The sequence below is a fragment of the Pseudonocardia xinjiangensis genome, assembly GCF_012911925.1.
GTDB lineage: Bacteria > Actinomycetota > Actinomycetes > Mycobacteriales > Pseudonocardiaceae > Pseudonocardia > Pseudonocardia xinjiangensis.
The window spans coordinates 37,422-56,303 of sequence record NZ_JAAXKY010000002.1; the positions used below are offsets into that span (position 1 = coordinate 37,422).

Below are 18,882 nucleotides of genomic sequence, written 5' to 3' on the forward strand. Positions count from 1 at the left end.
CCGGGCCCCACCGTCCCCGGCTCGATCATCAGGGTCCTGGTCGCCGACGACGACCCCGTCGTCCGGTTCGGGCTGGCCATGATGCTGCGCGGCGCCGCCGACCTGCGGGTGGTCGCCGAGGCGGGAGACGGGGCGGAGGCCGTGGCCCTGGCCGCCCGGCACAACCCCGACGTTGTGCTCATGGACATCCGCATGCCCGGCACGGACGGGCTGACCGCCACCGAGACGCTGCGCCGCCGCCCGTCACCACCGCACGTGGTCGTGCTGACCACGTTCGACGCCGACGCCCATGTGCTCCGTGCCCTGCGGGTCGGGGCCGCTGGGTTCCTGCTCAAGGACACCCCGCCCGACGAGCTCGTCGACGCCATCCGCCTCGCCGCGCAGGGCCGCCCGGTGCTCTCCCCGGAGGTGACGCGCCGGCTCATCAACCGGGTCACCGAGCCCGGACCGGACGCGCGCCGGGACAACGCCCGCCGCCGGCTCGCCCAGCTCGCCGAACGGGAACGGGCCGTCGCGCTCGCCGTCGGCACCGGTTCGTCCAACGCCGAGATCGCCGCCGCCCATCACATCAGCCTGGCCACGGTCAAGACCCACGTCTCGGCGATCCTCACCAAGCTCGACCTCAACAACCGCGTGCAGGTCGCCCTGCTCGTGCACGACGCGGACCTCGACCACACCGGCTGACGGGCCCCACGTGGTACCCGCCCCAGCGGCTTGAGTGTGCCGCGGCTTGGCCTGGCGGGGAGCGCTGGGTGGCCCACCCGGGATCGGAACTACACGCAGTGCTGACCTCCGTTCTCGCGCGCGACTATCGCGGGGTGATGGAGTCGTAGTGTCGGTGCCGGGGTCGAGGTGGGTAGCCATGCCCTCCACTGTTGCCCCGGCGATTCCATGGTCGCTGCCCGCCAGCCTGTCCCTGCCGGTGGTAGTCACACGAGACGTAGGCAGAGCAGAGGCCTGTATGACGCCACACGACCGGTGCAACCGGGACCTTCACCGGACACGGGCTCCCGAAACGCACCTGAGGGAGGTCGGACTCCCGGTCGCGACGGCGCTGCCCGGTGTCGGGGAGAACCTCCATGACCACCCGACCTGCGCACTGTCTACCCGACGACCGCCCCGACCTGCAGATCCTCTTCCAGGACAACACGACGGTCGGCCCGAACTGCACGCTCAGCAGCCCCCGATCCGTCCGACCGGCCCCGGCTCGATCCCAACGCCACGCCGACCCGCGCGACGTCGACGCGGTGCGCGACGGCCTGCGGATGGCGCGGGAGATCGTAGATCCGACGCGCCGGCCGACTCGCGGGGGCCCGAGCTCCTCCCCGGCACCGCCACAGTGACGACGAGCCCGACTCCTACAGAGAGCTGTTGGCCGCCGGAAACGAAGGTATCGTTCAGCATACTTCACTGGAAATGTTCTCCCTTTGGACATTTCCATCAGAACAAGTGGTAGCGCTGGTGTCGGAGGGTGATGATGTCTGACCAGAAAGCCATGCTGCGGATGTGGGCGGCGCACACGGCGGCCGAGTTCGTGACTCGGGATGTGGACGCCACGATGCTGACCATGACGGACAACCCGGCCGTTCTTCATGTGCCGACCGGCATGGGTGGTGTCGGATTCGACGAGGTCCGCGACTTCTATCAACAGTGGTTCGTGGGTCGGAATGCGACCGATTTGTCCATCGAGTCGATGAGTCAAACGATCGGAGATGCAAGCATCGTCGACGAGATGCTCGTTACGTTCACTCATGACATCGAAATTCCGTGGATCCTGCCCGCCGTGGCTCCCACGGGCAAGCAGGTGCGTGTCCCGGTGATCGGTATCGTGGGCTTCGAGGGCACCGCTGTCGCGAGCGAGCGCATCTACTGGGATCAGGCTGCCGTGCTCGCCCAGGTCGGTCTGCTGGACAGCGCAGCGGTGGAGCGGCTGCCCTTCGTCACCGCTCCCCATAGGCTGCTGGACGGATCTTTGGCCATGAATCAACTGGCTCAGGCTCGGAGTACACCTTCAGCCTGAGCGCCCGCAGGGTCGGGCGCGGCCAGTTCGTCCCCGCCGACCTCACCGCGAGCTCTGCGCTGAAACGACGGCCGTCGCGGGTTCCGCGGGACCGGCCTGACCGACCTGGCCCGTGGGCCGCCGGTAAGCGGTCAGTCGAAGGTGATGACCGATCGCTTGCCGGAGTCGCCCTTGGCCATGGCGTCGAGCACGGCGTTGGCGTCGCGCAGGCCGATCGGGGTGAACTCGGGCAGGATGCCGTGCGCCGTCGAGAACGCGAGGGTGTCGCGCGTGTCGTGCGGGGAGCCGGACGGGTTGGCCATGACGTGCAGCCGGTTGAGCGCCATCGACTCGGTGGGCAGGCTGAGCGGCTCGGAGCCGTACCCGCACAGCACGAGCGTGCCGTCGGGCGCCAGGCCGGTGAGCGTCGCCGCAGCGGCCGAGGTGGACGGCGAGGCGTTGAGGATCAGGTCCGCACCGCCGTCCCAGGCCCTGAGCGCTTCGGCCGGGTCGGAGTCGTCGGTGGCGACGAACCGCTCGGCGCCCATCTCCCTGGCCGCCGTTTCGCGTCGGTTCGACCGGCTGATGACGGCCACGCGGCAGACTCCGCACGTGATGATCTTGACCAGAACCTCGGGCCTGTTGAGGAAGCGGTGCGGGGTCTGGCCGGTCGCCAGTTTGAACACCCGGAGGAAGTCAAACGGGCTCAGGTTGGCCGCCGCCGCGATGTCGTTGAGAGGGAGCGGCAGGTGATGGTTGTCGTTGATGAACGAGATGGCCCTACGCACTCGCACGTCCTCGCCTCTGACCGGCCACGGAGCGGGAAGTGAGCCGTGCCTGGTCAACAGATGAGCGAGCAGGTACGCGGCGGCCGTTTCCGCGTAGACCGGCTCGGCCCCGGCCAGTGCGGAGTCGCCAAGTCCACCGATCACCGCGGCCAGCACCGGGTCGTCGATCGCGAGTGCATGCGGCCAGGCCACCTGTGCCGCGGAGGATCCGTGCAGGTCGGCCGCGGTGGTTTCGAGCAGGCCGGCGGACAGGAACACGTGCGTAGTCAGGAAACGGTCCTCGCCGCTCCAGCGCAGATGGCCGGCCGGCCTGGCGCGGTCACCTCCACCCGGCCCGGGTGGTAGTCGGCACGGTTCCAGCGCGCACCCTGCCGCGACTCGATGGTCGTCGTACCCCTCGTGACCAGCACCACCATCAGATCGTCGACGGCGGGCAGGTCGAACTGTTCGGCCACCGGGGCGTTGTCCACCAGTTGCACGATCGGGGACAGCCAGCCGTTGTCCCGCCTGCTGCGCAGCCGCAACCGCGCGACGGCACTCTGATCGTCGATCAGTGCGTCGAACACAACACCGCCCGTCAGAAAGGACTTCGCCCCGGCGGACGACGTCGGCGATCGAGTGGCCGGGCACGATTGGAAACGGGGTGGCGCCCCAGCTGTCATGCGCCTGGCGAGCATTCAGGTTGCTCCGGCGGTGGGGCCGTTATCCAGGGCGTTGAACCGGCCAGAGAGGTCAGGTCCACTGCGACGGCGGCCCAAGCGAACCTCTACCAGCGCGCCACCCTCCACGCGAGCCTTGGTCGGGCCGCGTAACTCTTCACGGCACACCGCCGAGGCGGCGCAGCAGAGCGCGGTGCCGTCCGGCGGGACGAGTGGTCGGCCTTGCTCCCAGAACTTCCCACGCTGGTTTCTCGTGTGCTCGTGTCGACCGGGCGAGCCAGCAGCGGGGGAGGCCGGGTGCCTCCAGCTGTGAAATACAGGATCGATGCGTCGCCACCCCTGCAAGCGGGTGTATCGCCCTCACGGACACGGCCGTGGTTGGCACCAGCGCGGCCAGTGATCGCGACCGCTGGAAAAACATCACCATCGAAGGGGCTCGGTCCTGCCATGCACCCAGGATGCCCGGTGAATTCCCGATGGCAAAGACAGCGTCAATCGTCATAGTCCTACTAGCAGGGTGACGAACCGCAGAAGTTGGCATTCGGGTCTGTATTCGCCGGGGATCATCGGCTTCTCGGCTGGGGTACCGGCCAGCTGGAGCGCCTGTGTGATGCAGCACCAGCTCGAGCTGCTGGAGGGATGCTCCGGGGGAGCCGCCCGGGTGGCCTGTTGATCAAGCAGCTCGACAGGGATCGCACCTCCTCGGTCCTGGGCTGGCGGAGCGCGATGGCGATCGGACGAGCTCCGGGCGGCGAACTGAATGCGGGTCGGCCGATGGTCGCCCTGCGACCGCGCGTGCCGGCCGAGTCGGGCCCCGCGAGGCCGTGCGGGTATGAGCTCGTGAGCGCCGCTGCCCGGACCGAGCCTCCGCCACCTGGCCGGCGCTACTTCATGTGATCACGCGCATCGGCGCCAACCGCCAGCATTTCCGTGACGAGGGCCACGACCACGGCGACAGCGGCTAGTGCACCCTGTAGATATGTTATTTGTGTGAACCTGGTTCGCTGGTCCCCGGGTGGGAGCGGCTTGCCGAGCATTGATGACTAATCTCCCGATCCCGCATCCGGCGCCGGATTTTCCTAACATTTGCGTTGAGCCGCGTGTTTGCCCCGGGTACGACTTAACTTCGCCGTCTACCCGTGAGCTGCCACCCGTTCCCTGTATCTGCTGTGTCCGAGCTGCATCGCTCGGCAGTGCGCTCGTTGGAATGCATGGAGGTCAGCCGTACCCGTGAGGAGCACGCAGCCCGTCTGTCTCCCCGAGGCCGTCCCGCACCTCGCCGGAACCGTCGTGCGTGCCCTCCGCGGGGTGCGTCTGCTCGACGGCACCGTGGCCGACCTGCTGGTCGCAGACGGGGTGATCGAGGCCGTGGTGGCGCACGAGCCCGGCGTGCTGTCCGTACCGGATCAGCGGCCCGGTGGCGACGTGCTGGGTTCCGACCTCGACGCCTCCGGGTGGCGTGTCCTGCCTGCGGCCTGTGAACCGCACGCCCACCTCGACAAGGCCCTCACCGCTCCCCGCACCGATCCCGGCGCGGGCAACGACCTGGTCGCCGCGATCGGGCAGTGGCGGGCGGTGGTCCCCGGAATCGACGGTGCGGACATCTCCACGAGGGCGCTCGCCGCCGTGCACCGGTACGTCGCGCGGGGAATCACCGCCGTCCGCACGCACGTCGACGTCCTGCCCGACGGCGACCGGCTTCGCGGCATCGACGCCCTGGTTGCGCTGCGCGAGCGGCTCCGTGGCCGGGTCACCCTGCAGGTCTGCCTGCTGGCCGGCAGCGAGGTGCCCGACGCCGTGATCGCCGAGGCGCTGGCGCGGGGGATCGACATCGTCGGTGGGTGCCCGCATCTCGCGCCCAACCCGCGCCGCGAGATCGGCCGCATGCTCGACGTGGCGGAACGCCACGGTCTGCCTGTGGACCTGCACGCCGACGAGCAGACCGATGTCGGCGGGCCCGATGCGAGCCTGGACATCGTCGGCATGGCCCGGCAGGTCCTCGCTCGAGGCCTGGCGCAGCGCGTGACGGCGAGCCACTGTGTCCGGGCTCCTCGGTCCTGGGCTGGCGGAGCGCGATGGCGATCGGACGAGCTCCGGGCGGCGAACTGAATGCGGGTCGGCCGATGGTCGCCCTGCGACCGCGCGTGCCGGCCGAGTCGGGCCCCGCGAGGCCGTGCGGGTATGAGCTCGTGAGCGCCGCTGCCCGGACCGAGCCTCCGGCTACCTGCTGGCCCTGGGTCGGGCCCTGGACGCGCGGGCGAGAACCGCACGACCTCGCCGTCGAGGACTATGTGGGCGAGCTGGACCGCCCGACCGACGGCCTGCGCATCGGCGTGGTCAGCGAGGGCTTCGGCCACCCCGACTCCGACCCGGCCGTCGACGACGCCGTCCGTGCCGCCGTCGAGATCCTGCGCGACGCGGGGCTCACCGCCGAGGACGTCTCCATCCCCTGGCACCTGCACGGCAAGAACCTGTGGATGATCATCAACGTCGCGGGCGGCGCCGCGCAGATGGTGGACGGCAACGGTTACGGCCTGAGCCAGCACGGCCTCTACGACCCGCAGCTCATGGAGTTCTACGGCGCCAAGTGGCGCGAGGACGGCAGCCAGTTCTCCGAGACCGTCAAGTTGATGCTGCTTGCCGGCTGCTACACGCTCGACCGCCATCACGGCACGCACTACGCCATGGCCCGCAACCTGGCGCCCCGGCTGCGGGCAGCCTACGACGAGGCACTCGACCGCTACGACGTGCTGATCATGCCGACCACGCCGATGCAGGCATCGATCATCCCGGCCGCCGACGCCCCGCGCGAGGAGGTGATCGCCCGCGCCTTCGAGCCGGTGACCAACACCTGTCCCCTGGACGTGACGGGCCACCCTGCGTGCAGTGTGCCCGCTGGCCTGGTGAATGGTCTGCCGACCGGAATGATGATCATCGGCGGGCACTTTGACGACGCCACCGTGCTGCGTGTGGCCCACACGTTCGAGCAGGCCGTCGGGGGCTTCCCGGCACCGGTCGCATGCGTCTGAATGACGCCTTCCGAGAGCCCGTCTGCAGCCGCCGCGGCCGGGACGCTGCGACCGACGCATTCAAGGCCGGTCCTGATGTCGCGCGTGTCGTTGTATGCCGGCCTCGGCTCGTACGGCCCGTCCTCGCTGGAACAGCTTGGTTCTTCGGAGAGCACTGCATGGCAATCCTGGCCGCGGAGCAGGCGGTCATCGCGGCGCGTGGCGTCGCCGCAACCCTGACTGAGGACGCGCTGGAGCGCGACAGGGCGCCGCCGCCTGCCGCTGGATGATCACAGACAAGGGACGACGGAGATCTCGGGCCGAGCGGGGCACCGTGCGCGCGAGGCATGGTCGGGTATCGACCACAGCCGAACGGCTTGGGCGGTCCGATGGCGGGCGAGTGCGGCCATTCCCCGCGCCGCGCTCGACGGCGGTGAGCGGGCATACCCGGGTGTTGTCGGCGAGGGGGTCGCAAGGCCGGAACCGCACCCTGCTCGCCCCGGAACTGAGCGGCCCGATCACCCGCTGCCGGTTGGACATCACGCTGCAGAGCAGCGGTGAAACGATTTTCTTCCTCGTCTGACCAGGAGGGAACCTCCTTCCGAGGAGTGTGATCCCGCATCTGTTCGTGCCTCCGCGCGGTCTGGTTGGACGTCTACTCGCTGACTATCGACACTTCGTAAGGACCACGATGATGCACTGGAGTGACGACCCGTTCGACGTGGATCTGGAACTCTCCCGATCGCGGCGGGTAACGAGCAGAGTGGCAGGGGCGGCCGGGCTCGCGGAGAATTGCGCCGGCTTGTGGATCGGGTACGAGTGTGCCGGTCGTCGAGCGTGATCTCGTCCCAGAGCGGGTTCCGTCGTCAGGAGTTGGGTGAGTTTCTCAAGGCGCGGCGTCGGCAACTGGTGCGCGCTGATCTGGGTCTGCCCCCGGTCTTGGGGAGGGGTGTTTCCCGGGTGCGCCGTGAGGAGGTTTCCTGCCTCTCTGGGGTGAGTGTCACCTGGTACACGTGGCTGGAGCAGGGCCGTCAGATCAAGCCGTCCCGGCAGGTGCTGGACGCGCTGGCCCGGACCCTGCGCCTGTCGCCCGCCGAGCACGGCTACATCCTGTCGCTGGCCGGGTACTCCGCCCCCCAGCCGATCCCCGAGCCGAGCGCTGAGGCTGCCCCGCCACACGTGCAGCGGTTGCTTGAGTCACTCGATGGGTTCCCGGCCTATGCGATCGCCCCGGACTGGGCGATATGGGGTTGGAACGCGGCCTATACGGCCTTGTATCGGGACCTGGCGCGAGTTCCGGCGGCGGACCGAAATTTGCTGTGGTTGATCTTTACTGATCCGTACCTGCGCGAGTTGATGCCGGACTGGGGGTTCATGAGTCGCCGTCACGTTGCCCAGTTCCGGGCCGAGGCCGGACCTCGGCTGGGCCATCCGTCGTTCTCCCGTCTGGTGCAGCGGCTTCTGCAGGCCAGTGCGGCGTTTCGCGCGGCCTGGGAGAGCCACGACATCGAGGGGTTCGCCTCGCGGGAACGGCTCTTCCGACACCCGGTCGTCGGTGACCTTCATCTGGAGCACTACCGTCTGGCGCCATCGGATCATCCGAATTTGCGCCTGGTGATCTACACGCCGGTGCTCGCCACCGACTCTCCGCAACGCCTGCGGCGCCTGGTCGGCGAGGAATCCCGCCCGCAAGCCCCCACATCGGACGCTCGAGGGAAGCCCTGATGGACCGGCGGTACAACTCGTCGTCCCTACTGTCGATACCGGTGGCAGGCAGGACTGTAAGAAGATCGGCTCTGGCGCAGAAGAGGTGGTGCCAGTGGTCAGCTGAGCAGGATTCGCTGCCGGAGTAGGTCAAGCGGACCTGCTCGGTGAGGACCGTCAGGTGCGGGCAAACGGCCAGCAGCTCGTCGAGGTGATAGCGATCGTTCTCGGGCAGGTCCGCGGGCCCGGCCGGGCTCGACGATCACTACCGTCGGGCCTCATGACGACGGTCACGACGCGTACGGTCGAGTACCCGGCCGATGGCCTGACGATGATCGGGCACCTCGCGCTCCCCGCCGGTGTCGACCGCCGGCCCGCGGTCCTGCTCGGGCCCGAGGGGCCGGGGATCGACGACGTCCAGCGCCAGCGGGCCGACGCCCTCGCCGAGCTGGGGTACGTGGCCAGACGCCGGCGACGGCCATCCGTTCGGGCATGGCCGTTGTCTTGGGGTGAGACAACGACAAACCGCTATCTGGGCGGGAACACCTTGGCCCTGGATGTCTTTGATCTGCATGGGGGACCACACGCCGTACGGTCGCCTGCTCGCGAGCCGCTGGAAGGGACTCCGGCGCTCACGATGCACGCCTTGACGTGCGTAAACGGCTACCCGCACGTCCTGGGGGTCAAGGGGTCGCAGGTTCAAATCCTGTCGTCCCGACGGCATGATGGGCGGTTCCCTTTCGTCGGGGGAGCCGACCATCAGCATTTTCGCCTGCGGAAACGGCTGTGTAGACGATCTTTCGTCGCGTGTTCGATGATCTTGGCGGCGGGCCTCACGCTCGCCGACGGCAGCCGGAGTGCACTGCCGTCCACGAGGCCGCGAGGTGTGGGCAAGGTCGGGTTCAGCGAATGCACCAGACCGACGCCCAGGGGCGGGTGCCGTCGTTGTCGCTCTGCCCCTCGACGGTGACACTGCGGGTGCCGGCAGGTAGCTCGCGGTCGGCTGAGGTGTTGTTGTTGGTGCGGACGTCCGTCCACGTGGCCAGCACGGCGCCGGTGTTGGAGAGTGCTGTGACCCGCGACCACGTCGTGCCGCCAAAAGTCGAGCCGAAGGTGACGAAGCCCTTGCTGGCAACCTGTGACCCGGCGCCGACCTCGGCACCGATCGCCTCGTGGAAGGTGCGGGTGGCGTCGAGTCGGAGCGGAATGGCTGCCATCATGAGGTCTTCCTCCAGCTCAGGCGGTGGGCGTGGGGAATCAGGGGCGCAGCACAGTGCGGTGCTTGATCGATGCGATAGTCCCACGGGAAGCCGTCACGGCTCAGCGAATTTTGTGGTCATGCGAGGACCCGCTCGAGGTACGGCCGAACAGACTCGAACACCCTAGGCATGGGGGCGTCCACGCCGGCGAGGCTGAGCCCTTTGCTTCCGGCGAGGTCCTCCTCGTCCCCCACCCAGATCTCGGTGGACTCCACCGGCTGTCATGAACGACCCCGAGTCCGCGGCTGGTGCTGCGCGCAGGGCCACGACACCATCCGAACCGTCTCCGCCTGCGGGTGGGCCAACCCCAGCAGTTTCATCGCGGCGTTCACCACCACCATCATCGGGATGAGCCCGGGCCGCTACCGAGCCGGTCGCCAGACCATTGCCCACGCATCTCCACTCCCGCCGCGGTCAAGTCCTCGGGGTGACTTGCAGGCAGAACCCGGCGCGCCGCCTCGGCGATGACCCGGCCGCGATCCGGGCCGAGCAGGCAGGCCGGTCGGGTCCGAGGAGCGGAGGTCGCCGGTATGCAGTCCTCGACCTGGCGCCGTCGGCGCGGCGCGCCGACCCCCGTCGGTGGCTCAGAGTGCGGCGTCGAGCCCGCGCTTCTTCAGCAGTTCACGCTGATTCGGGTTGAGCGAGGGCCGGAACGGCACCTCGACCACGGTGGCGTCGACAGGCACGCCGGGAATTTCGGCGAACCGATCGGGCAGGCTGACCAATAGCTTGGTGTCGATGGCGGACAGTCTGACCGGCACGTAGCCGAGGGCGATGTTCGTCTCCAACTCGGGCGACCACCACGGCGAGGTCAGGAAGCCGACCGGCTCGCCGTCCAGGGTCTCGCGGATCAGCCAGAAGTCCGGGGCGTACTCGTCGATCGGTCTGCCGCCCAGCCGCAACCCAGCCATGACCAGCTGGAACGGCGGGTTGCCCGCCTCGATCTGCTGCCGGGCACGCTCCAGCGCTGCCTTGCCGATGTAGTCGGCCTCCTTCGTTCGCGGCACCTGGTAGCCGAGATTGACCTGGAACGGCAGGGTCTCGTTGTCCATGTCCTGGCCCCAGGACAGGATGCCCGCGGCCACCCGGCGGTGGTGGGCAGGCGCGATCACCTGCAGGTTGTGCGCCTTGCCGGCCTCCAGGACGGCGTTCCACATGTCCTCGGCGTGCAGCGTGGCGTCGCGCAGGTAGATCTCATAGCCCTTCTCCCCGGTGAACCCGGTCTGGGAGATGATCACCGGGTGGCCGGCCACGGTGGCTTCCATCAGCCCGTAGGAGGGCAGATCGGCCAGCTCGGGTCCGAACAGGTCGACCATCACATCTAGCGACTTGGGCCCTTGGATCTGGACCGGCGCCACGTCGATCTCGGCGATCCGCACGTCGAACCGCTTACCCACGTTCACGCCCTGCAGCCACAGCTGAAGATCCGAGTCGGACAAGCTGAACCAATACTCGTCTTCGGCGACCCGCAGCAGCACCGGGTCGTTGAGGATGCCGCCCGCCTCGTTGCACAGGATCACGTAACGAGCGCGCATCACTGGGATCTTGGTGGCGTCGCGGGTGATCACGAAGTTGACGAACGCCGCCGCGTCCGGGCCCTTGACCTGGATCTGTCGTTCGACCGCGACGTTCCACATGGTGACGTGGTTGACCAGAGCGTCGTACTCGACCATGGCCCCGCCGTCGTCGGGCTTGACGTAGCCGCGCGGGTGGTAGACCCGGTTGTACACCTCGGCCCGCCAGCAGCCCGCGGCCATGGACAGGTGCCAGTAGGGCGACTTGCGGATCCGGGTGGAGATCAGCAGTTCGACCGGGGTCGGGCCTGTCTGACGGAGGTTGATCGGGACCTTGCGGTCCGACTGGTCGACCGAAGGGTGGTTGGGATGCGCCGAAACGGCAGCATCCACAGCGAAGGCAGCGTCGTTCGACATCTCTGCGGCTCCATCACTCGTGCATCAGCGGATTTCCGCGGCGCGGAAGCTACTCCGATTCCGTAAAGTGGTCAATGAGTTCCACATCATGGAACACGCCACATCCGACCGCGGCGTCGGCCGCGACCATGCGATCACCTGATCGCGCAGGCCCGCCTTCTGCAGCACGTTGATGTCGGCCTCGAACATCGGCATGAACGCGGAGAAGCCGACGATGTCGGGCTCGTGCTCGAGGATCTTCTCGACCACCTTCTCCGGCGATACCTGCACGGCGAGATCGATCACGAAAAACCCCGCGCTCACCGCGGCGCCGACCTGCTCCAGCGACGGGATCAGCGCGTCGAACAGCGTCGTCCGGGGCGCCGGACCCGCGCCGAGGCCCTCGCGGGTCGGTTCGAGCACGCGGAGGGCGCGTTGCCGACCAGGCTCTCGTCGGAGAGCTCCGCAGGATGTCGTCGCGGTTCACGCCACGCCTTCCTTCCGAGCGGGGTGATGGCCCAGCAACGCCGACAGGCCGCGGAGCTCGGCCACCAGCAGATCGCCGAGCTTGGGGATGCCGAAGTCGTTGACGCGGCTCGTGGGCCCGGAGACCGATACGGCCGCGATGACGGTGCCGTCGACGGCGCGCACCGGGGCGCCGACCGCTGCCAGGCCGAGCTCCAGTTCGTCGAGCGCGGCCGCCCAGCCGCGGCGCCGCACCTCGACCAGGGCATGGTCGAACTGACGGCGGTCGACGGGCGAGTGTGGCGTGCGGCACTCCAGGTCGCCCGGCGGGAGCTGCAGCGCGCCGTAGGCGTAGAGCACCTTGCCCAGCGCCGTGCAGTGCGCGGGCACGTCGACGCCGACCCAGCTCGTGGCCCCGATCAGGTACCGGCTGTCGACCTGATCGATCTGCACGACCTGGTTGCCGCGGGGTACCGCGAGGTTCACCGTCTCCCGGGAGAGCTCGGACAGGCGTTCCATGGTCGGCCGCGCGAGCTCGGAGAGATCGTGCAGCGCGCTGGGCCGGGCGGCGTGCACCAAGAACAGCACACCCGGCCGGAACGCCCCGGTCCGGTCGCGATGCACCAACCGACTGCGCTCGAGGGCCTGCAACAGCCGCGAGGTGGTGGACTTCGCCAACCCGAGCTCATCGACCAGTGAGCTGAAGGTGCGGGGCGCTCCGGACTCCACGATGAGGCTGAGCAGAGCGCTCGCGCGCTCGACGGCCTGGCTTCCCATCTGCGTCGACATGGTTCCACCCCAATGTTCCATAACATGGAACCAGTGTTCCGTCAATTGAGGTTAGGGTGACGCCGGTCGAGGACCACGTCAAGAGGGGAGGAGCGCGCATGTTCCGCACAGTCATGGCCCGCGGCCGACCCTCGACGGGGGCGGCGGCTGGTCCGGGAGATCGACGCGGGGGTCGGCTCGGCGCGCGACGCCGGGGCTGTTCGGGCAGCCCGGGCAGCAGGTCGAGGCCGACGTGGTCCGGTGCGGTCGCCGGTTCGTCCTAGGCCTCGATCGAGACGAGGACGTCACACGGGCCGCTACGCGTCGGCGTCCCGTCACACGGGAGGGAGAGGTGCATGGTCAGCACCCCGGCCGGTGCACGGGTGGTGGTGATCGGCGCAGGCATCGTCGGCAACAGCCTGGTGCACCATCTCGCGCGGCTCGGCTGGCGGGACATCGTCCAGATCGACAAGGGCCCGCTGCCCAATCCAGGCGGTTCCACCGGCCACGCGTCGAACTTCATCTTCCCCGTCGACCACTCCCGTGAGCTGGCCGACCTCACGCTGGACTCGATGCGCCAGTACAAGGAGCTGGGCGTGTTCACCGAGTCCGGCGGCTACGAGGTCGCCCGCACCGAGGAGCGGATGGAGGAGCTGCGTCGGCGCATGTCGTCGGCGCGGGCGTGGGGGATCGAGACCGAGTTGGTGACACCGGACCACGTCGTGGCGCGCATCCCGTTCCTGGACAAGGACCGGATCCTCGGCGCCTTCTGGACGCCGTCGGTCGGCGTGGTCGACTCGCTGCGGGCGGGCACGCTGATGCGCGAGTCCGCGATGGCACTGGGCGCGCTCACGGTCGTCTCGACCGTCGAGGTGCTCGGCATGGATGTGGAGCAGGGGCGCATCCGGCGGGTGTGCACGACGGGCGGCGACATCGAGGCCGAGATCGTGGTGATCGCCTGTGGGGTGTGGAGCCCGAAGCTCGCGGGGATGGCGGGCGCGGCGATCCCGCTTACCCCCGCCGTGCACCAGATGATCTCGGTGGGGCCCATCCCGCAGCTCACCGAGCGTCCGGGTGAGATCTCGTTCCCGATCGTCCGGGATATGGACACGTTCTGCTATGAGCGCCAGCACGGTGCCGACATGGAGGTCGGCTCCTACGCCCACCGACCGATACTGCACGACCCGCAGGACATCCCGTCCATCGAGCAGGCGAGGCTCTCCCCGACCGAGCTGCCGTTCACGGCCAGCGACTTCGACCCGCAGCTGGAGCAGGCGCTCGAGCTGATGCCGGACGCGCTGGGCGCCGAGGGCGCCGAGATCCACTACGCCATCAACGGCCTGCTCTCGCTGACCCCCGACGGCGCCCCGATGCTGGGTGAGACGCCGGAGGTCAAGGGCCTCTGGTCGGCTGCGGCGGTGTGGATCAAGGAGGGCCCCGGCGTCGGGCGCGCGGTCGCGGAGTGGATGACCCACGGGCACTCCGAGATCGACGTGCACCACTCGGACATCGCGCGCTTCTATCCGCATCAGCGCACCCGCGCGCACGTGCGTTCGCGGACGAACGAGAGCTTCAACAAGACCTACGGCATCGTGCACCCGTCCGAGCAGTGGGCGCACGAGCGCGGCAAGCGGCTGGCCCCGATGCACGCCGCCGAGCGCGAGGCGGGTGCGGTGTTCTTCGAGACCGCCGGCTGGGAACGGCCGATGTGGTACGCGTCCAACGAGCTACTGCTCGGCGAGTACGGCGACGCCGTCATGCCGAGAGAGCACGAGTGGGACTCGCGCTGGTGGTCGCCGATCATCAACGCCGAGCACCTCGCGATGCGCGAGCGCGCCGGGGTTGTGGACCTGTCAGCCTTCGCCATCTTCGACGTCGTCGGGCCCGCCGCCGCTCAGGCGGTGCAGGGGACGGTCGTGGCCCAGGCCGACGTGGCAGAGGGCCGCGTGATCTACACCCCGGTGCTCGACGCCAAGGGCGGGTTCCGGTCGGACCTCACGGTGATGCGTCTCGCGCACGACCGCTACCGCGTGGTCACCGGCGGCCTGCACGGCATGGCCGACATGAAGTGGTTCGTCGACCATCTGCCAGCCGGCGCCCAGGTCGTGGACCAGACCTCGGCGTTCACCACGATCGGGCTCTGGGGCCCGAAGGCCCGTGACATCCTCGGCCGCCTCACCGACGACGACATCAGCCACACCGGCTTCCCGTTCCTCACCTGCCGGGGCATCGAGCTCGGCAGCATCGGGGTGCTCGCCTCGCGGATCTCGTACGTCGGCGAGCTGGGCTGGGAGCTCTACGTCCCGATGGAGCAGGGCGCGCGGGTGTGGGACCTCCTGCACGAGGCGGGGAGGTCCGACGGGGTCGTCCCGGTCGGCATCGGCGTCTACGGCACCACAGGCAGGCTCGAGAAGGGGTACCGGGCCTTCGGGTTCGAGCTCGACGGCGAGCGGACGATCGTCGAGGCGGGGACGGCCCGGCCGAAGGTCAAGAACGCGGACTTCGTCGGGCGCGAGCCCTACCTCGCGCAACGGGCCGCCGAGCCGGCGGCGGTGCTGTGCACGCTCACCGTGGACGACCACACCTCCGCGGGCGGCGGCAGGCGGTACATGCTCGGCGGCGAGCCGATCCTCACCCGCGACGGCGACGTACTCATCGACGGCCACGGCCACCACCCGTATGTCACCTCGGCCGGATCGGCCCCGTCGCTGGGCAAGCACCTGCTGATGGCCTACCTGCCGCCGGACCAGGCGGTGGTGGGCAACGCGCTCGCCGTCTCCTACATGGAGGAGCTCTACCCGGTGACCGTCCGGGCGAACGACGCCACGCCGCTGTTCGACCCGGCCAACGAGCGGATCAGGGGCTGACTGTCATGACGAACGTGCTGGTCTGCATCAAACGGGTGCCCGACACCCTGGGCGAGGTGCTGCTGACGGCCGACGAGCAGGCCGTCGACGCCCGGTTCGTCGGGTGCACCGTCAGCGCCCACGAGAACTGCGCCGTCGAGCTGGCGGTACGAGTCGCCTCGGCCGACGGCGGCACCGCGACCGTGCTGTCGCTGCGGAGCGACGCATGACCAGTCTGGGCTGGCGCCCCCACCACGAGCAGATCGGGCAGACCGGAAGCCGGATCTCTCCCGAGCTCTACATCCCGTGCGGGATCAGCGGCGCCATCCAGCACTGGGCGGGCTGCTCGAGCTCCAAGACCATCCTGACGATCAACACGGACGAGAACGCGCCCATGGTCACCAAGGCAACCTACGTCGTCATCGGCGACATGGCCGAGGTCGTGCCCGCGATCAACGCCGAGATCCGGCGACGGCGCGGTTGACCGGGCGAAACAGGCCTTGGGGAGGATGCGATGACCACACCCTCGGTGACGGCCGTCAATGCGGCGCTTCGCGGGTTGCTGCACCCGTTCAGCGTGGAGGTCACGCCACGGGAGGCGTCGAAGCTGCCGCCGCTGTCGGACGTCCTGGACCCGGGCACGGCCGTGTACCTCACGTTCCTGCCGCGCAACCGGTGGCAGCAGACGGTGGCGGCCGCCCGCTGGGTGGCGGACGCCGGTATGCGGCCCGTGCCGCACCTCGCGGCCCGTGCGGTGCCCGACCACGACTCCCTGCGCCGCATGTTGGCCGACCTCGCCGTCGTCGGTGTCGCGGACCTGCTGGTCGTCGCCGGCGGGGTGGACCCCGTCGGGGAGTTCCACGAGTCGGCCCAGATCCTCGACTCGGGATGTCTGGAGGAGGCCGGGATCCGCCGCATCGGCGTCGCGGGCCACCCCGAGGGGCACCCGGACGTCGCCGACGACGAGCTGGCACGCGCGTTGGCCACCAAGAACAGCATCGCCCGCGAGCGCGGGCTCGACATCCACCTGGTCACCCAGTTCTGCTTCGCCGCGGAGCCGATCATCGCGTGGGAACGGCGGATCCGCGAGGCGGGCAACGAGCTTCCCATCCGCGTCGGCCTGCCCGGGCTCACCTCACCGACCGAGCTGCTGCGGTTCGGCCTGTCCTGCGGGGTGGGCCCCTCACTGAAGGTGCTACGCCAACAGACCGGCGGTCTCTTCAAGCTCGCCACCACATCGACCTACCACCCTGACGAGACCCTGCTGGACGTGGCGGCCGCCGTGGCCGCCGATCCCGGAAGCCTCATCCAAGCCGTGCACTTCTTCCCGTTCGGGTCGCTGGTCCCGACCGCAGAGTGGGCGACGGGCCTGCGCACCCGCCACACCCCGAGATCGAGCAGGAGCGCCTGATGTCCTTCTCTCCCAACCTCCGGATCGCCCAGTCTGCATCGCTCAAGCCGCTCGGTGACATCGCCGACGGGATGGGCATCGGGCCACACCTGCTCGAGGCGTACGGCGAGAACGTCGCCAAGATCAAGCTCAAGGCGATCGCCGAGCTGGCCGACCGGCCGCGGGCCAAGTACGTCGTGGTCTCCGCGGTGACGCCGACGCCGCTGGGTGAGGGGAAGACCACCACGACCGTCGGGCTCGGCCAGGCGATGGCGCACATCGGTCGGCGGGCCACTGTGGCCATCCGCCAGCCGTCGATGGGTCCGACGTTCGGGATCAAGGGCGGGGCCGCGGGCGGCGGCTACAGCCAGGTTGTGCCCATGGAGATCCTCAACCTGCACCTCACCGGCGACTTCCACGCAGTGACCGCGGCGCACAACCTGCTCTCGGCGATCCTGGACAACCACCTCTACCAGGGCAACGATTCCGGCCTCGACCAGCACAACATCACCTGGCGCCGGGTGCTCGACGTCAACGACCGCGCGCTGCGCAACGTGATCGTCGGGCTGGGGAGCCGGATGGATGGCATCCCCCGGCAGACCGCGTTCGACATCACCGCGGCCAGTGAGGTGATGGCGATCTTCGCGCTCGCGTCGTCGCTGCAGGAGATGCGGACGCGCTTCGGCCGGATCGTCGTCGGCTACACCGAGGACGGCAAGCCGGTGACGGCGGAGGACATCGGCGGCGCGGGCGCGATGACGGTGATCATGCGCGATGCGCTGAAGCCCAACCTCATGCAGACCCTCGAGAACACGCCCGTGCTCGTGCATGCGGGCCCGTTCGGCAACATCGCGCACGGAAACTCGTCGGTGGTCGCCGACCTCATCGGGATCCACGGGGGCGACTTCCTCGTCACCGAGGCAGGCTTCGGCGCCGACATGGGTGCCGAGCGGTTCTTCAACATCAAGTGTCGGGCCTCTGGCCTCACCCCGGACGCCGCCGTCGTCGTCGCGACCGTGCGCGCGCTCAAGGCGCACTCCGGCCATCACAATGTCGTCGCGGGCAGGCCGCTGCCCGAGGGCTTGCTCACCGAGAACCCGGACGAGGTGCACATCGGCGGGGCCAACCTGCGCAAGCAGATCGAGAACATCAGGCTGCACGGGGTATCGCCGGTGGTGGCGATCAACGCGTTCCCGGACGACCACCCGTCCGAGCATGCGGCGATCGCGGAGATCGCGGCGGAGATGGGCGCGCGGGTCGCCGTGTGCACCCACTTCGCCGAGGGCGGGCGCGGGGCGCGGGAGCTCGCAGAGGCTGTGGCCGAGGCCGCGGAGGAGTCGTCGGACTTCCGGTTCCTCTACCCGGACTCGGCGTCGCTCAAGGAGAAGATCGAGACGATCGCCACGAAGGTCTACGGCGCCGATGGCGTCGACTACCACCCCGCCGCGGCCCGCCAGCTCGCTACCTACGAGCACAACGGATTCGGCGACCTCCCGGTCTGCATCGCCAAAACGCACCTGTCGCTGTCCTCCGACGCGTCGCTCAAAGGGGCGCCCACCGGCTGGCGCCTGCCGGTGCGCGAGGTGCGTGCCTCGGTCGGCGCAGGCTTCATCTACCCGATCTGCGGCGACATGCGCACGATGCCCGGCCTCGGCGCGCACCCGAACGCCCACCAGATCGACATTGACGCCGAGGGCAACATCGTCAACCTCTTCTGACCCGATTCCGCGAGTAGACCGGCGAGTAGACCGCTGGGTCAGCTCCCAGAGCCGGTCGTCGATCAGTCGCTGCTGTCGAGGCGTCATTGCCGAGGAGGATCAACGACTCGGACACCGACACACGGGTTCTGAAGACCAGGCCCGAGTCGTCCGACCGGGCTAACCCGCGGCCGTTCGTCGGCCGGGCCACCGAGTGTTTCACGTTGTGGAACCTGCGACAGCGATGTCGGTGGCATACTGACACTCCCGCACAAGGACGTAGCGGATGATGATCAGCGTCTTCATGCCTTGCTCTTTGCTGCACGGCACGTCGTACAAGCCGAAGGACACCTCTCCGGTGAGGCGCCGTGTGGCTGGGGGGCGGATAT

General features: G+C 69.0%; 16 protein-coding genes. 10 read left to right on the top strand and 6 right to left on the bottom strand.

Annotated elements, in window-relative coordinates:
• The first annotated feature begins 24 nt into the window (after nt 1-24).
• Nucleotides 25-684 carry a response regulator transcription factor gene (locus HF577_RS01285; protein ID WP_312858887.1) on the top strand — a complete coding sequence of 220 codons (660 nt, stop codon included), beginning with the start codon at nt 25-27 and terminating at the stop codon, nt 682-684.
• 790 nt (nt 685-1,474) lie between these two features.
• A complete protein-coding gene (locus tag HF577_RS01290) occupies nt 1,475-2,020 on the top strand; it encodes a nuclear transport factor 2 family protein (RefSeq protein ID WP_211173631.1) in 546 nt (181 codons plus the stop codon).
• Between the two features lie 131 nt (nt 2,021-2,151).
• Here the strand turns inward: HF577_RS01290 and HF577_RS01295 are convergent, their stop codons facing one another.
• Nucleotides 2,152-3,045, bottom strand: coding sequence for a zinc-binding dehydrogenase (locus tag HF577_RS01295; protein ID WP_211173632.1), 894 nt, complete (start codon nt 3,043-3,045; stop codon nt 2,152-2,154).
• 8 nt (nt 3,046-3,053) lie between these two features.
• Nucleotides 3,054-3,353: a hypothetical protein gene (locus HF577_RS01300; protein ID WP_169393789.1), complete on the bottom strand. Its 300-nt coding sequence runs from the start codon at nt 3,351-3,353 to the stop codon at nt 3,054-3,056.
• 1,323 nt (nt 3,354-4,676) lie between these two features.
• Between HF577_RS01300 and HF577_RS01305 the strand changes: the two genes are divergently transcribed.
• The 3 genes from HF577_RS01305 (at nt 4,677) to HF577_RS01315 (ending at nt 8,179) form a co-directional block, all read left to right on the top strand.
• A complete protein-coding gene (locus HF577_RS01305; RefSeq protein WP_169393829.1) occupies nt 4,677-5,555 on the top strand; it encodes an amidohydrolase family protein in 879 nt (292 codons plus the stop codon).
• A 182-nt stretch (nt 5,556-5,737) separates the two neighbouring features.
• Complete coding sequence (locus HF577_RS01310; protein ID WP_312858869.1) at nt 5,738-6,475, top strand: amidase family protein; 738 nt, start codon at nt 5,738-5,740, stop codon at nt 6,473-6,475.
• An 816-nt stretch (nt 6,476-7,291) separates the two neighbouring features.
• Nucleotides 7,292-8,179: a helix-turn-helix transcriptional regulator gene (locus HF577_RS01315; protein ID WP_312858870.1), complete on the top strand. Its 888-nt coding sequence runs from the start codon at nt 7,292-7,294 to the stop codon at nt 8,177-8,179.
• 881 nt (nt 8,180-9,060) lie between these two features.
• Here the strand turns inward: HF577_RS01315 and HF577_RS01325 are convergent.
• The 4 genes from HF577_RS01325 to HF577_RS01340 all read right to left on the bottom strand — a co-directional run bounded on the left by HF577_RS01325 (nt 9,061) and on the right by HF577_RS01340 (nt 12,581).
• On the bottom strand, nt 9,061-9,378 hold the full coding sequence (locus HF577_RS01325) for a hypothetical protein (RefSeq protein ID WP_169393831.1): 318 nt from the start codon (nt 9,376-9,378) through the stop codon (nt 9,061-9,063).
• 623 nt (nt 9,379-10,001) lie between these two features.
• Nucleotides 10,002-11,348 carry a glycine cleavage T C-terminal barrel domain-containing protein gene (locus HF577_RS01330; protein WP_169393832.1) on the bottom strand — a complete coding sequence of 449 codons (1,347 nt, stop codon included), beginning with the start codon at nt 11,346-11,348 and terminating at the stop codon, nt 10,002-10,004.
• A gap of 24 nt (nt 11,349-11,372) precedes the next feature.
• On the bottom strand, nt 11,373-11,750 hold the full coding sequence (locus HF577_RS01335) for a cobalamin-dependent protein (protein ID WP_169393833.1): 378 nt from the start codon (nt 11,748-11,750) through the stop codon (nt 11,373-11,375).
• Between the two features lie 60 nt (nt 11,751-11,810).
• Nucleotides 11,811-12,581: an IclR family transcriptional regulator gene (locus HF577_RS01340; RefSeq protein ID WP_169393834.1), complete on the bottom strand. Its 771-nt coding sequence runs from the start codon at nt 12,579-12,581 to the stop codon at nt 11,811-11,813.
• Nucleotides 12,582-12,916: 335 nt separating this feature from the next.
• Between HF577_RS01340 and HF577_RS01345 the strand changes: the two genes are divergently transcribed.
• Genes HF577_RS01345 through HF577_RS01360 form a run of 5 tightly spaced genes read left to right on the top strand, consistent with a single transcriptional unit; the run spans nt 12,917 to nt 18,514 of the window.
• Complete coding sequence (locus tag HF577_RS01345; RefSeq protein ID WP_169393835.1) at nt 12,917-15,427, top strand: GcvT family protein; 2,511 nt, start codon at nt 12,917-12,919, stop codon at nt 15,425-15,427.
• A 5-nt stretch (nt 15,428-15,432) separates the two neighbouring features.
• Nucleotides 15,433-15,636 (top strand): hypothetical protein, encoded by a 204-nt coding sequence (locus HF577_RS37275; RefSeq protein ID WP_211173634.1) that lies wholly within the window; start codon nt 15,433-15,435, stop codon nt 15,634-15,636.
• Nucleotides 15,633-15,890, top strand: coding sequence for an electron transfer flavoprotein subunit alpha/FixB family protein (locus HF577_RS37280; RefSeq protein ID WP_211173635.1), 258 nt, complete (start codon nt 15,633-15,635; stop codon nt 15,888-15,890). The genes HF577_RS37275 and HF577_RS37280 overlap by 4 nt, the downstream gene beginning before the upstream one ends.
• A 30-nt stretch (nt 15,891-15,920) precedes the next feature.
• The gene (locus HF577_RS01355; RefSeq protein WP_169393836.1) at nt 15,921-16,817 is read left to right on the top strand and encodes a methylenetetrahydrofolate reductase; all 897 of its coding nucleotides are present in this window, start codon (nt 15,921-15,923) and stop codon (nt 16,815-16,817) included.
• On the top strand, nt 16,817-18,514 hold the full coding sequence (locus tag HF577_RS01360; RefSeq protein WP_169393837.1) for a formate--tetrahydrofolate ligase: 1,698 nt from the start codon (nt 16,817-16,819) through the stop codon (nt 18,512-18,514). The genes HF577_RS01355 and HF577_RS01360 overlap by 1 nt, the downstream gene beginning before the upstream one ends.
• The last annotated feature ends 368 nt before the right edge of the window (nt 18,515-18,882 follow it).